Raw genomic sequence first — 14996 nt, 5'->3', positions numbered from 1 at the left:
CGATTATGATATAGGCATTGTATTAAGCAATGCGAAGGGATAGGATGGAATCGACTTGACATGATTAGGGGTTGAAGGAGCGCCATGTTCAAAACACCGATGTTTTCGATTCGCAACACCCTGTTTCTTCGGTTGATTTTTACGTTTCTGCTCATTTTGATGCCCCTGATCATTCTAGGCGTTTATCTGTACCAATGGTCCATTCACACGGCACGAGAGGATATCGCCAAGACGGCGGCTTCCCAGACGACCTTCTATCTAACCGATCTCGAGAACGAGATCGAGCGGATCAAGCTGCTGCAATTCGGGCTGCTTGAAGACGAAGACCTGAACAAGCTGACGCTTCTCTGGGATCGGATGGGGGTCATAGAGAAAACCGACAAGATTAATTCCCTGCGGAACCGACTCTATCTTGTCCAGAACAGCAGCAAGTACATCAAAGAAGTAAGCGTTTACATCAAACCGATCGGGCGCGTCATCTCGTCGGTCGACGGCGTAAGTCCGCTCGATAAGACGCTTTACGACTCCGTTCTCTCCGTTTACGGCAACCGGAGTACCCGCATCGTCGATTGGAAGAATGGGCTGTACCTAAGCGCGGCGAAGCCGAGCGGCAGCCCAGAGGGGCGGCCGTTATTCATCGTTGAAATCGAATTGGACCAGCAGACGCTAACGGACGCGTTGAGCCAATTCAACACCTATCCCGGAAGCGGGTCCCTGCTGCTGTCGGCGAACGGCGATATCCGGTTAGCGAGCGGTTCCGTCGCGTCTTTCATCAAGGAAGCTTCCTTCTACGTGGCGCAAAGGAAAAATCCCGGCGACCACGGCGAAGCCAGGGCGTTCGGGGGACATTCGTATTACACCATCTACGCCGGCTCGGACAAGCTGGACATGGCGATCTATCGGTTTATTCCGTCCGAGGTTATCCGAAAGCCGTTGGACAAGTTCTATGCGTGGGCCTGGCTTTTTGCCGCGGCGGCGCTCGTCATCGTCGCCATCTATGCCATGTCGACGTACAAATTCATTCACAAGCCGCTGCTGCGTCTCGTGAAGAGCTTCCGCCGCGTCGAGAACGGCGATCTGGAGCAGGTCATCACGCACGAATCGAAGGATGAATTCGGATATTTGTACAGCCGATTCAATCAGATGGTCGCAAACCTTCGATCGTTGATCGATCAGGCTTATCGGCAGAAGCTCATGGTGCAGCGTTCCGAGTTGAAGCAGCTTCAATCGCAGATCAATCCTCATTTCTTGTTCAACAGCTTATTTATCTTAAATACGATGGCCCGAACGGGAGATACGGAGCGGGTCGAGCAATTCACGATCCAGCTCGGCGAATACTTCCGTTTCGTGACGCGAAGCGCATCCGACGAGATTTCGCTCGAGCAGGAGATTCATCATGCGCGCACGTATACCGACATTCAACTCCTTCGTTTTTCCAGGCGTATCCGGGCACGGTTCGAGGACCTTCCGATGGAAGCCGCGCAAGCGAAAGTGCCGCGGCTGATCGTGCAGCCGATAATCGAGAACGCGTTCGAGCATAGCCTGGAACGCAAGGAGGAGAATGGGGTGATCGTCGTTCGTTTCGGATACGAAGCCGATGAATTCCGAATCATCGTCGAAGATAACGGCGATGATTTGTCCGACGAGAAGCTCATCGGATTATCGAAGGCGTTGACGAACCGGGACGAATACGCGGAGACGACGGGGATGGTCAATATCCATCGGCGATTGACGATCACGTACGGCGAAAGAGGCGGCATCCGGGTCGCCCGAAGCGAGCTGGGAGGACTTCAAGTCACGCTACACTTTCCATGGGAGGGACAAGCCGATGTATCGTCTGCTGATCGTTGACGACGAAGAGATGATCACCGACGGCCTGTACGAGACGCTGGCCGGATGCGAGCTCGATCTGGATCTGTGCAAGGCCTACTCCGGCAGAGAGGCATTGAGTTGGCTGCATCAAACCCGAGTGGACATCGTGTTGTCCGATATCCGGATGCCGGGAATCGACGGGATGCGGCTCATGTCCATCATCAAGCGGAATTGGCCGCATTGCCGGGTGATCTTCCTCACCGGCTACAGCGATTTCGATTCCGTATATCGGGCGATCCAGACGCCCGGCGTGCAATATCTGCTCAAGAGCGAAGGGTACCCGAAGGTCATTCAGGCGGTCGTCCAAGCCGTGGCCGAGCTGGACGACAGCCTGCGCGCGAACGATCTCATTCAGCGGGCGCAGGAAAACATGAAAACTTTGGAAGCGCTTGCGCGCGGCGAATACTTCCGCCATCTGCTGCACGGCGCGAATCCGGCACCGAGTCTGACCGCGGACTTCCGACAGCTGAGCATCTCGCTCGATGCCGACAATCCGGTCTACGTGGCGCAGGGAGATCTGTCTCATGCCTCGGCCGGCGTGCCGTCCTATGCCAATCGGCAAGAATCGGCCATGGCGGTGATGCTGTTGGCCGAGAGCCTGCTGAACGGCCAGGTTCGGGTCCTCGGCACGATCGACCGCTTCGGAGATCCGGTCTGGTTCATTCAGCCGCCGGCCGATCGAGCCGACGGGAACGAAGCGGAGGAGGGGGCGTCCATCCTCCCCTATTTGGTCGGCCAATTCGAATTGATTCAACAAGCGTGCTTGACAAACCTCGACCTCTCCGTCGCTGTTACGCTGGGGGATCGGCCGTCCGGATGGATCAAGCTGTCTTCGGCCTACGACAAAATCAGGCGGCAGCGGCAGACGAGAACCGGCGACGGCGCCCAAATGGTGCGGACGGTAGACCTGCAAGCTTCAAGCTTCATGAAGGAGCGTTCGCCGCGGGATAAATCGGACGCGTTGTCCGTGCATCTGGATGCCGGCAGACGCGTCGAATTCCTCCTGCTGTTCGACGAGCTGACGGAGTCGGAGCGGGATAACGGCGCGCCGTATCTGCTGGAACTTTATTATACGATCTCGCTTGTCTTATTGTCGTACATCAACAGATGGGAGCTGGAGAATCAGGTGCCCGGCGTATCCGCTCTCATGCGCCACGACGAATTCGCGTCATGGAAGGAAGCGTTCGGCTTCCTCCGAACGGTCGCGATGACGCTTTTCGAGCTAAGAAGCTCGGGCGAAAGCGACCGGGCCGCCGAAGCGATCCAGAGGGTCCGCGCTTATATAGAGGAGCATCTGGACGAGGATCTGTCGCTAGTCCGCCTCGCCGGTTACATTCATTTTAATCCGTCGTACGTATCTCGTCTGTTCAAGCAGGAGTGCGGCGTCAACTTGTCCGAATATATTGAATCCGCCCGCATCGATCGGGCCAAGGAACTGCTGAAGAACGAAAAATTGAAGGTGCTCGAGATCGGGGTTCAGGTCGGTTACGAGAATTCCCAGTCGTTCACACGCTTTTTCAAAAAAGCGACGGGCGTAACGCCCCAGGAGTATCGGGAAGCCACCTTCAATCATTCATAACGCATAGGGGATCCGCGCTGAATGCCTGCCGCCAAGATGAAGATGAGCGAAGCAGAGCCTGCAACTGACGATCAAGGAGTGAGAAGATGAATACCCACGCATTGTTATTCGAGGACCCGGCGACGGGTTGGGACGAAGCGCTGCCGGTCGGTAATGGCAGATTAGGCGCGATGATGTACGGTCAGCCCGGGCACGAGCGGCTGCAGTTGAACGAGGACTCCATCTGGCATGGCGGAGCAAGGGATCGCAATAACCCGGACGCCTTGGCGAATCTGCCGGAAATTCGCCGGCTGCTATTCGAAGGGAGGCTGAAGGAGGCCGAGCGCCTTGCTTTGCTGTCGTTGTCCGGTCTGCCGGAATCCCAGAGGCATTATCTGCCGCTCGGTCACCTGCTGCTTGATTTCACGCTGCCGAACGGTACGCCGGATCACTATTCGCGGGTGCTGGATATGGACAGCGGCATCGCTTCGGTCATGTTCAGACAGGGAGGGACTTCGTATAAGCGGGAGCTGTTCGCAAGTCATCCCGACCAAGCGATCGTCATGAGAGTGACCGCTGATCGGCCGGGCGCAATCGGCTTCACCGCGCGTCTGGAACGAGGGCGTTGGCGTTATGCCGATCGGACCGGCCGAACGGGGGACGGCGCGATTTGGATGGCCGGCAATTGCGGAGGCGAAGGCGGAAGCGAGTACGCGGCGGTGCTGAAGGTGGCGGCGGAGGGCGGAACGGTGAAGGCCATCGGCGATCATCTCCTTGTAGAAGAGGCTGACAGCGTGACGATTGTCCTGGCGGCCGCCACGACGTTCCGTGTCCCGGACCCGCTGGCGGAAGCGCAGGAGATAACAGCGGCAGCCCTTCGAATCGGCTATACGGAGCTGTACAAGCGTCATATCGACGACCATCGCGCGTTGTTTGGCCGCGTATCCCTGTCGCTCGGTCCGGCGGACGCACAGCTAGAGCGGTTGAGCCTGGCACGGCGCATGGAACGGCTTCGCGCAGGCGAAGCCGACCCGGGCTTGTTCGCGCTGTATTTCCAGTTCGGCCGCTATCTGCTGATGGCGTCCAGCCGTCCCGGATCGCTGCCGGCCAATCTGCAGGGCATTTGGAACGAGCATTTCCTGCCGCCTTGGGACAGCAAATATACGATCAACATTAATGCGCAGATGAACTACTGGCCGGCGGAAACTTGCGGTCTCCCCGAATGTCATGAGCCGCTGTTCGAGCTGCTCGAGCGGATGCGCGAACCGGGTCGGCATACGGCGGCCGTGATGTACGGCTGCAGGGGCTTTACCGCTCACCATAACACCGATCTGTGGGCGGATACGGCCCCGCAGGATACTTATCTGCCCGCAACCTATTGGCCGATGGGGGCCGCCTGGCTTTCCTTGCATCTGTGGGAGCATTACCGGTTTTCGATGGATGCGGCATTTCTTGGGCGGGTATACCCTACCTTGCGCGAAGCGGCGCTGTTCCTGATCGATTACGTAACGGAGACGCCGGGCGGCGAGCTCGTGACCTGCCCGTCGGTATCGCCGGAGAATACGTATATCCTGCCGAGCGGCGAATCGGGGGTGCTGTGCGCGGGGCCGTCGATGGATACCCAAATTATGCGGGAGCTTTTCGCGGCGGTTCTTGATGCGGAACGGACGCTGGAACTTCCGGATGGCGAAAGACTGGGGAGCGAGCTGCAGCGGGTGCTGGAGAAACTGCCTAAGCCGAAGATTGGCCGGCACGGCCAGCTTCAGGAGTGGTACGAGGATTATGAAGAGGCGGAGCCGGGACATCGCCATATTTCGCATTTGTTCGCCCTTCATCCCGGCAGCCAGATCACGCGAAGCGGCACGCCCGAGCTAGCGGCGGCGGCCCGGCGCGCTTTGGAGCGGCGTCTTGCGAACGGAGGCGGCCATACCGGCTGGAGCCGAGCGTGGATCGTCAATTTCTGGGCGCGTCTGGAGGAGGGGGAGGAAGCGGAAGCCAACCTTGCCGCGCTTCTGACCCACTCGACGCTGCCGAACTTTCTGGACAATCATCCGCCCTTCCAGATCGACGGCAATTTCGGAGGTGCCTCCGGGATCGCCGAGATGCTGCTTCAGAGTCATGCGGACGCGCTGCATTTGCTTCCGGCGCTTCCGGCGGCTTGGGCAACGGGCTCCGTTCGGGGGCTGCGCGCTAGAGGCGGCTATACGGTCGACATGGAATGGAAGGACGGCCGTCTGACGAAGGCCCGGATTGCCGCTGCCGTCCCGGGACCATGCTGCGTCCGCAGTTCGATTCGCTGCTCGGTTACCTTGGAAGAGAAGCCGATCGAATGCGATAGGCCGGATGGACTTCTCCGTTTTCATGCGAATGCCGGCGCCGTCTACACGGTGCTTCCGGATTGAAACGAACGATATTCGTGATGCCCGGCTCTCGGCAGCCGGGAGCGTTTCTCCCCGCAAACCTCTTCGGAAGCGGTTTCATTTAGGCTTGTGTTCGGAATTGATGGGGGGTTACACCGGCAATTCGTTTGAAAACCTGATGGAAGTGAGGCAAGCTCTCGAATCCGCAAGCCGCGGAAATGGTACCTACGTTTTCTTCGGTTTCCAGAAGCAGTTCCTTTGCGTGGACGATCCGTTTCGCGTTTATAAATTTGGTGACGTTCATCCCCGTTAATTGCTTAAATACGCGACTGAAATGAGCAGGACTGACGGAAGCCATGAAACTAAGGCTGCCAAGTCCGATGTCTTCCGTGAAGTGATTGTCGATATAGAGCAAAATGTCCTTCATCCAGTTTGGCCCTTTAAAGGCAGCGCGACTCTTGTGCTGCTTTCCGTTATTGCGATCGCGATTGATTTCGAGAAGTAAACGCTGGGTGTTCAGAAGGACGGCATGGCGATAGCCGAGCTGCTGCGACCTCAGCTCAGCCTCAATTTGGTTAAGCAGGCTTTCGATGCGCATTTGAAGCGCGGCGGAACATGACATTTGGAACAGGTGCTGCTTTCGGCTCTGATCGAAGCATTGCAAATAGGTAAACGCTTCTCCGAATGAAGGTTGTTCGACCAGGAGAGGGCTCATAAAGAGGGCTGTGGATGTAACCGGATCTTCCTTGTCCGGCAGCGCACGGTGGATCGTGTTGCCCGGAATAATGAACAGATCGCCTACGCGCATGTCGTAAATCGTCCGGTCAATAAAGAACGATCCTTTGCCGCTATGCACATAGACCAGCTCATACCAGTCGTGGAGATGGTCCGGCAGCTCGTTCTGCGGCGTTTTTGTGTCTCTGAAAGCAAGGGAGAACGGGAAGTCCGGCAATGACTCGAAGGTTTTCCTAACAGGCCTCAAAGCAAGCTCACTCCTTTGGCGGGTTCCAATCAAAAGATAGCAAAAAAGCGTACAGAGTTGCAATGTTTCGCTCTTTTAATAGATGATTTTGCTGCTAAATTAGAGTAGGAACGTTAGTTTCGAAGCGCATCCGCTGCCACGCAGAGAATCGGCGATTGGATGCCTAATAGCCATAGCAGCGACGGAGGGATTCAGTAGCATGAGATATCGAAAACTCGGCAATACGGGACTGGACGTATCGGTTCTGGGTTTCGGAGCTTCATCGCTTGGCTCCGTATTCCGGGACACCAATGAGTCCGAAGCCATTCGCACCGTGCATGAAGCCATTGACGCAGGTATTAATCTTATCGATGTATCTCCCTATTATGGTTTGACGAAGGCGGAGACCGTGCTGGGGAAAGCGATTGCGGAGATTCCCCGAGATAAATTCCTCTTGTCCTCGAAAGCCGGCCGATACGGCGCGGAGGCATTTGATTTTTCCCGTGAACGGATCGTGAGCAGCGTAGACGAGAGCTTGAACCGATTGCATACGGATTATTTGGATGTGTTGTTTTTGCACGATATCGAATTCGCGCCGGCAGCCGTCATTATCGAGGAGGCCGTTCCTACGCTATTGAAGCTGAAGGAACAAGGCAAGATTCGATTCGCCGGCATATGCGGGCTACCCCTTCAACTGTTCGAGAAGCTGTTGCCCCAAGTCAACGTGGATGCGATTATCTCCTATTGCCATTATTCCATGAACGATACCTCCTTGCTCGGGCTGCTGCCTTTGCTCGAAGAGAACGGAATCGGTCTCGTAAATGCATCCCCGCTGTCCATGGGCCTGCTGGGAACGCGCGGAACCCCCGATTGGCATCCGGCGAGCCGATTCATCAAAGAAACCTGTATGAAGGCTGCGGAATATTGCGCGGCACAAGGCACGGACATTGCGAAGCTGGCCGTCCAATTCTCGACCGGGAATGAACGCATTCCTACCACGCTGGTTAGTACCGCGAATCCGGCGAATATTCGGAGCAACGCAAGGTGGACGGACGAACCGATCGATCATGGACTGCTCCTGAACGTGTTGGATATTTTAAAACCCATCCATAACGAAACGTGGATCAGCGGCCGGCCTGAATATAATGAAGGTATTGGAGTGAACCGTTCATGAAGGGCATCGTTTGCGCGGAAGTGAACCGGTTCGAGATGTCGAATGACTTGCCGGAGCCTGTACGGGAATCAGGGCATGCGATCATCCAGATTAAACGCGTGGGGATATGCGGGACGGACTTGCATGCATACAAAGGAAACCAACCCTTTTTCTCTTACCCTCGCATTCTGGGACATGAACTTGCGGGCGTTATCACAGAGATCGGAGACAATGAACAAGGGCTTATCGCAGGCGACCAGGTAAGCATCATTCCTTACATGCATTGCGGAGACTGCATTGCTTGCCGTCACGGCAAAACCAACTGTTGTACGGACATGAAAGTGCTAGGCGTACACATCGATGGCGGAATGAGGGAGCGCCTATCGGTCCCGGTGGCCGGTTTAGTGCGGACGAACGGCCTGACGCTCGACCAATCGGCCGTATTAGAGCCGTTGGCCATCGGGGCGCATGCCGTCCGGAGATCCAACGTCCAGCCGGGCGAATCGGTTCTCGTGATCGGCGGCGGTCCGATTGGGCTAGGCGTGATGGCCATTGCCAAACATGCGGGCGCCAAGATCATCGCGATGGACGTGAATGAGGAACGTCTTGCGTTTGCAAAAGCATGGGCAAAGGCGGATGCGGTCGTGAATGCCTCGCATCTTCCGGGCGAGGGGATTATGGCAGCCAATCAAGGCGAGCTGCCCACGGTCGTTTTCGATGCTACGGGGAACGCGAACTCCATGAGCGGCGCCTTTCAATACGTTGCGCATGGAGGAAGACTCGTGTTCGTCGGGCTTGTCAAGTCGGATATCGCATTTCATGATCCGGAATTCCATAAACGGGAATTAACGCTTATGGGAAGCCGAAACGCAACTCGCCAAGATTTTGATACCGTGATGGAGGCTATTGCCGCAGGGGCAATCGATACGAGCCGTTACGTGACCCATCGCGTGCGGTTCGCGGACATGATCGAGCATTTTGAAAGCTGGCTGAAGCCCGAAACAAAGGTCATCAAAGCGATGCTGGAACTCTAACGCATACAGGTCGACCTAGAGCCAAATGGTTAGCGATCATAGGAAAACAAGAGAAGGAGATTGCGATTATGCGAAAAGCGCCAGAACCGAATCAACCGCTCGTGACCCATATGTATACGGCGGACCCGTCCGCTCATGTGTTTGAAGGCAAGATCTACATTTATCCGTCGCATGATCTGGATCACGATGGACCCAGCAACGACAACGGCGATCAATATGCCATGGAAGATTACCACGTGCTGTCGATGGACGGCTTCGATTCGCCCGTCGTCGAACACGGCGAAGCGCTGCACCTGAAGGACATCCCATGGGCTTCGAAACAGCTGTGGGCGCCCGATGCGGCTTACAAGAACCACATGTATTATTTGTTTTTCCCGGCAAGGGACCTGGAAGGGAATTTCCGCATCGGCGCAGCGACGTCGCAATCGCCGGCCGGCCCTTTTGTTCCGCAGGAGCGCTATATCGCAGGCAGCTTCAGCATCGATCCCGCCGTGCTTGTCGACGACGACGATCAGGTGTATATGTATTTCGGCGGATTGTGGGGGGGCCAGCTCGAGAAGTGGCAGACCGGCGAGTTCGACCCCGCTGCAACGGGACCTGCGCCGGAAGAGCCTGCTCTGGGGCCGCGCGCGGCTCTGCTGAGCGACGATATGCTAAGCTTCAAGGACCAGCCGCAGGAGATCTCGATCGTGGACGAGACGGGTCAACCGATCCTTGCGGGAGACGAGGAGCGTCGATTCTTCGAGGGACCTTGGGTACACAAGTACAATGGCTTGTATTACTTGAGCTACTCGACCGGTACGACTCACAAATTGGTTTACGCGACTAGCCCATATCCCATGGGACCGTATACGTTCAAGGGGACGATCCTGACACCCGTAATCGGTTGGACGACGCACCACTCCATTGTGCAGTTCGGAGACAAATGGTATCTGTTCTACCACGACTGTTCGCTGTCAGACGGCGTGAACCACAAGCGCTGCGTCAAGTATACGGAGCTGCACTATAACGAGGACGGGACGATTCGGACAATCGATCCCTATCAATAGTACAAAAGTACAAATAACATGTTTTCGAAAGAATAGGCCTTCCAATCGAGCTGAACCTCGAGCGGAAGGCCTATTTTCTGGCCGGATTTCTGATCGTCGATTATGTTCTGAAGGACCGTACCACATTTCGATGGAATTCCGAGATTTATTCAGACGTCGGACTTTATTTTACGGGTATATCCCGATTATGTTCGTCGTCACACAGGTAAGGAATACTTGGACGAAGGGGCAGCAGAAACATAGTTGATACCATCCGCACACGTTCTAAATGCTTGAACATGAGAAAACGATCGCCTGCCCAATTTGCTAAACACGGCCTATGATGTCGTGTTTTTGTGCTTTATATAATTGTATGCGGGTTTTGGCTTTCCTTGTCCCAGGATACTTGTTGTTCATTGCCCTGTCCTCCGTCGCCGCGGTCGTAGAGCTTAACAATTAATTGGCATTTCCTTAACGTGAGGCAGATGGTGGGAGGGTAAAATCGGATATGAAAAGTATTACAGGATTGGTGGAGGCATAACGTGAGGATTAGTATTGACTTCAGAGGCAGGGTGGGCTTCAAGGCCATTACCCGGGTGATTCAGGAACGGATCTTGATGTTGAAAGTGCAGCTGTTTATTACGGTATTAATCCTGATCCCGATCGCGATTCTCGGTACGGTCTATTATAAAGAAGCCAAGCGGATGGTCATTAAGGATTTCGGAGAGTCCAACCAGCAGGCGCTGGATCAATTTGCCGCTTCGGTCGAGCTGATCGTCAACAATATTATCGATATCTCCAAGCAATCGTATAACGACAGCCGCTTGAATCAAATCATGGCAAGCGCGGATACGGACGATCGATACGCCGACTGGGACTATATCAATCAGAAGATCAACCAAATCAAAGCTTCCAATCGTTACGTCCATTCCGTCTACTTGTACCTGGCCAGGAACGATAAAGTGATATCGACCGAATACGGGATCACCGACGCTGCCAGTTTTCCCGACCTCGACTTTATGCAGTGGTACCAAGACAACAGCCGCACGCTTATCGTATCGGATACGCACCCCGTCAAATTTTGGAACAATAGCCCGCAGACACTGGACGTATTCTCGGTATATGCCCATCTGCCGCTCGACCGGGCAAACCATTACAACGGCGCGCTTATTATCAATATCGACCAATCCGTGGTCTACCGTGAGCTGCATGCCCGAATTCCCAACGGCGGAGAGACGCCTTTCCTCGTGCTCAATAGCAAGAAGGAGGTCATCATTTCGGGATTAAAGGAAGACTTGTATACGGATATCCGCGAACGTTCGAACTTTCGGCACGCGTTTGCCGTACCGAGCGGGAGCTTCGTGTCGAACGTCGCGGGCAGCGATCAGCTCGTCGTGTACAGCACCGCAGAGAACCGTGGCTGGACCTACGTCGCCATGTATCCGTTCGGCGGCATCACCGGCAGCATACATATGATCCGCACGATTATTTTGCTGATGAGCTTCCTGCTGCTGGCCTTCAGCCTCATCGTCTCCTTATTGTTCACCATGCGCGCGGTGAAGCCGGTGGACGAGCTGCGCCGGCATATCCGCGCAAGGACGCGCCGGATGCCCGGCAAGGGCAATGAGCTCGGCGTCTTCGCGACGCGGTGCTGGACCTGCTCGATCATCACGAGCGGCTGGAAGAGAAGCTGGAGCGGACGGTTCCCGTCTTCCGTGAGAAGATACTTAGTAATCTGATATGGGGCGTCTATTCAAGCTGGGAGGAAACCATGACCTGCGGTTGTTCGCGATGGATATTCCGCGGCGGAACCTGACGCTGATGCTGCTCGAACTGGATGCCGAGCACGAACGCGACGGGTATAAGGCGCGCAATGACAGTCTGCTGCTCTATTCCGTCCTCGAAGCGACGACGAATTATTTCGGCAATCGGCATGGGATCGGCAGCTTCAGCCTGGTCAACCACAGCAATCAGATCGTCGTGGCGCTGGAGAGCAAGGCCGCGAAGACAGGCGAGCTGGTGGCCAAGATAAGGGAGCTGCAGCAGCTGCTGCTGAACAGCCTGCAGGTCTCGTTTACCGCGATCGTAAGCGACGAGCCGACGGATCTGCTGAATATGGCCCGGAATTATCGGGAGGTGCGGGAGCTGCTGAAGTACAAGATTCTGTACAGCCGAACGGACATTATGCTGACCAGCGACATCCGGTCCGGTGACAAGACGTCGTACAGCTATCCGTATGATCAAGAAGAGCTGCTCAAGAATAATATCCGCGCCTGCAAGAAGGACGACGCGATCGCGTTGTTCCTGGAAATGCTGGGCGGCATAAGCAAGGAACGGCGCTACCAGAATATGTACCAATTCGTCTTCCATCTGAACAGCACGTTCATGGCGCTGATCAATGAGCTCGGCCTGTCCGTCGACGAGATCTACGGGGAGGAATACAGCATTGACAGACTGAGCAATCTCAATAACAAGGAACGGGTGGAAATCTTTTTTGCCGGCTTGATCCAAACGATCGTCGATGTGATTGAAGCGAATAAAGCGACGCGGGCGAATAAATATTACCAGCGGATCATGGCTTGCATCAAGGATCACTATATGAAGGACATTACGCTCGAATCGGTAAGCGCGCAGGTCAATTTAAGTCCGACGTACATTAATCAGATCCTAAAAGCGCATACGGGTACCACGTTCGTGCAGCTGCTCAACAATACGAGAATCGAACGGGCGTGCACCATGCTGCAGGAAGAGGATGTCAAGATCAAGGACATTGCGCAATGGGTCGGCTTCAGCAGCTCCAAATATTTCATCAAGATCTTCAAGGAGATCAAGGGGATCACCCCCGGCAAGTACGTTAAAGGCTATCATATCGATTGGATCGAAAATCCTTGAGCAATCAAGGATTTTTCTATGAGCGAAACGTCCGGTGGAACGTCGTTTGCGATTGTGGGATGCGGATTGCGAGAATTTGGTACGGAGTTTCAGATAATCCGATTTACGTTCGCGCCGAGCGGTGGCTACGATAGACGAGGTCGGACAACGAATATCGGAAAGGAGGATAAGATCCTAATCATGAACACGATCGCCGCAGCAAGCAGGAAACGCTCGATCGGCCCGGCCCGGAGGAGGGCAGCGGCATGGATCTGGAAATACCGGTATCTGAACGCGCTGGCTTTGCCCTGCATGCTTTATTTTCTGATCTTCAAGTATGTGCCCATGTACGGCATCATCATTGCATTTAAGGATTATAAAGGCATGGGCGGCTTCGAGGGCATTATCCAGAGCGATTGGGTGGGAATGAAGCACTTCAATCTCTTCTTCCACTCTATCTATTTCTGGCGGCTGCTGCGCAATACGCTGGTGCTCAGCCTGTACCTGCTGGTCTTCGCGTTCCCCGCTCCGATTATACTGGCCTTGCTCATTAACGAAGCACGGGGGCGATGGTTCAAGAAAGCGGTACAAAGCATCAGCTATATGCCGCACTTCCTGTCTTGGGTCATATGCGCGGGACTGGTGCTGCAGCTGCTGACTCCGACCGGCGGCCCTGTCAATGCGTTCATGGAGCTGATGGGCAAAGAACCGGTGGCCTTCACCAGCGATCCGGCATACTTTCGCCTCATTCTGGTGCTGACGAATATCTGGAAGGAAGTCGGCTGGGGAACGATTATCTATTTGGCAGCCATGACGAGCATCGATCCGGAGCTCTATGAAGCGGCTGCCATGGATGGTGCCCGAAAATGGCACAAGATGTTTTATATCACGCTGCCGGGCATCAAGGAAATCGTGGCGATTATGCTGATTCTCAGCATGGGCAACATTTTGGACGGCCATTTCGAGCAAGTATTCAATCTATACAGTCCGGCGGTCTACGACGTTGCAGACAACTTTGATACCTACGTCTATCGGCAAGGGTTGGTAGAAGCGAAGTTTGCGTATTCGGCCGCGGTAGGCTTATTCAAGTCGGCAGTGGCGCTGGCGTTGGTCGTGCTGGCCAACCGGGCGGCCAAACGGCTCGGCTCTGCCGGCTTATGGTAGCTGCCGAGGCTGGCGATGCCCCTATATTACCGTAAGGCTTCCGTGTACAGGAGGATTGTCTTGAAGCAGACGTTAGGTGAAAAACTGTTCGACGCGTGCAACACGCTATTGCTCATTCTCGTGTGCCTCGCCATGCTGTACCCGGTGTTGTTCGTATTCGGCCGCTCGGTGATGACCGATATGGACAGGGCGGCTCATCCGTTCGCCATCTGGCCGTCGGCATGGGATATATCCGGCTATAAGTACGTCTTCTCGTCGGGCTCTTACATGGTGAATGCCTATATGATCACGATTCTGCGGACTGTGGCAGGCACACTGTGCAGCCTGCTGTTCACGGCGGCGCTGGCCTTCGCGCTGTCCAACCGGGACTATCCGCTGCGGGGCGCGTTCACCATGGTCATCGCCTTCACCATGTGGTTCGGCGGCGGACTGATTCCGCTGTTCCTGCTGGTTAAGTCGCTGGGGTTGTACAATCACTTCGCCGTGCTCATCCTGCCCGGGCTGATCAGCGCATGGAACATGTTCATTCTGCGGAATTTCTTCATGCAGATTCCCCAAGGCGTCATCGAGTCGGCCAAGATGGACGGCGCGAACGAGCTGGTGATCTTCGTGCGAATCGTGCTTCCCTTGTCTGCCGCCGCGCTCGCGACCATTTCGCTGTTCTACGCGGTGGGGCATTGGAATTCGTGGTTCGACGCGATGATCTACATCAATGACCGCGGTTTATGGCCCGTACAAGTGTTTCTAAGGGAGATCATACACAACGCGAACTTAAACGATATGATCCGGTCGGATGCCGTGGTCGAAATCAGTCCGCCGGCGCAATCCGTCATCATGGCGACCATCGTCGTGACGACAGTGCCGATCTTATGCGTGTACCCGTTTTTGCAGCGCTACTTCGTCAAAGGAATGACCGTTGGCTCGATCAAGGGCTGAACGGGTCGCGCCAGAACGCCAGGACTCGGCCGGTATCGCCCGCTGACGGCAATATTACA

At 55.2% G+C, this 14996-nt stretch carries 11 protein-coding genes; 10 read left to right on the top strand and 1 reads right to left on the bottom strand.

From position 1 onward, the window contains the following. Positions 1–84: 84 nt before the first annotated feature. The 3 genes from ACFPB1_RS05140 to ACFPB1_RS05130 all read left to right on the top strand — a co-directional run bounded on the left by ACFPB1_RS05140 (position 85) and on the right by ACFPB1_RS05130 (position 5832). The gene (locus tag ACFPB1_RS05140) at positions 85–1851 is read left to right on the top strand and encodes a sensor histidine kinase (protein WP_379222609.1); all 1767 of its coding nucleotides are present in this window, start codon (positions 85–87) and stop codon (positions 1849–1851) included. After that, complete coding sequence (locus ACFPB1_RS05135; protein WP_379222606.1) at positions 1829–3451, top strand: response regulator transcription factor; 1623 nt, start codon at positions 1829–1831, stop codon at positions 3449–3451. Before ACFPB1_RS05140 ends, ACFPB1_RS05135 begins: the two co-directional genes overlap by 23 nt. Before the next feature lie 86 nt (positions 3452–3537). Beyond that, positions 3538–5832, top strand: coding sequence for a glycosyl hydrolase family 95 catalytic domain-containing protein (locus ACFPB1_RS05130; protein ID WP_379222604.1), 2295 nt, complete (start codon positions 3538–3540; stop codon positions 5830–5832). 79 nt (positions 5833–5911) lie between these two features. Here the strand turns inward: ACFPB1_RS05130 and ACFPB1_RS05125 are convergent, their stop codons facing one another. Further along, on the bottom strand, positions 5912–6772 hold the full coding sequence (locus ACFPB1_RS05125; protein WP_379222601.1) for a helix-turn-helix transcriptional regulator: 861 nt from the start codon (positions 6770–6772) through the stop codon (positions 5912–5914). A 199-nt stretch (positions 6773–6971) separates the two neighbouring features. Here ACFPB1_RS05125 and ACFPB1_RS05120 point away from each other — a divergent pair, with 199 nt between their 5' ends. The 7 genes from ACFPB1_RS05120 to ACFPB1_RS05090 all read left to right on the top strand — a co-directional run bounded on the left by ACFPB1_RS05120 (position 6972) and on the right by ACFPB1_RS05090 (position 14937). Next, a complete protein-coding gene (locus ACFPB1_RS05120) occupies positions 6972–7925 on the top strand; it encodes an aldo/keto reductase (RefSeq protein WP_379222599.1) in 954 nt (317 codons plus the stop codon). Next, positions 7922–8938, top strand: coding sequence for a zinc-binding alcohol dehydrogenase family protein (locus ACFPB1_RS05115; protein ID WP_379222597.1), 1017 nt, complete (start codon positions 7922–7924; stop codon positions 8936–8938). The genes ACFPB1_RS05120 and ACFPB1_RS05115 overlap by 4 nt, the downstream gene beginning before the upstream one ends. A 68-nt stretch (positions 8939–9006) precedes the next feature. Beyond that, entirely contained in the window at positions 9007–9987 is a 981-nt protein-coding gene (locus ACFPB1_RS05110) for a glycoside hydrolase family 43 protein (protein WP_379222595.1), read from the top strand. Positions 9988–10508: 521 nt separating this feature from the next. After that, complete coding sequence (locus ACFPB1_RS05105) at positions 10509–11705, top strand: cache domain-containing protein (RefSeq protein ID WP_379222593.1); 1197 nt, start codon at positions 10509–10511, stop codon at positions 11703–11705. Between the two features lies 1 nt (position 11706). Beyond that, entirely contained in the window at positions 11707–12858 is a 1152-nt protein-coding gene (locus ACFPB1_RS05100; RefSeq protein ID WP_379222590.1) for an AraC family transcriptional regulator, read from the top strand. 180 nt (positions 12859–13038) lie between these two features. Next, the gene (locus ACFPB1_RS05095) at positions 13039–14001 is read left to right on the top strand and encodes an ABC transporter permease (RefSeq protein ID WP_379222588.1); all 963 of its coding nucleotides are present in this window, start codon (positions 13039–13041) and stop codon (positions 13999–14001) included. A gap of 60 nt (positions 14002–14061) precedes the next feature. Then, positions 14062–14937: a carbohydrate ABC transporter permease gene (locus ACFPB1_RS05090; protein ID WP_379222586.1), complete on the top strand. Its 876-nt coding sequence runs from the start codon at positions 14062–14064 to the stop codon at positions 14935–14937. The last annotated feature ends 59 nt before the right edge of the window (positions 14938–14996 follow it).

The sequence above is a fragment of the Paenibacillus sp. GCM10023250 genome (genome assembly GCF_042653205.1).
GTDB lineage: Bacteria > Bacillota > Bacilli > Paenibacillales > Paenibacillaceae > Paenibacillus_Z.
This window is presented reverse-complemented; position numbering and strand designations above follow the sequence as displayed.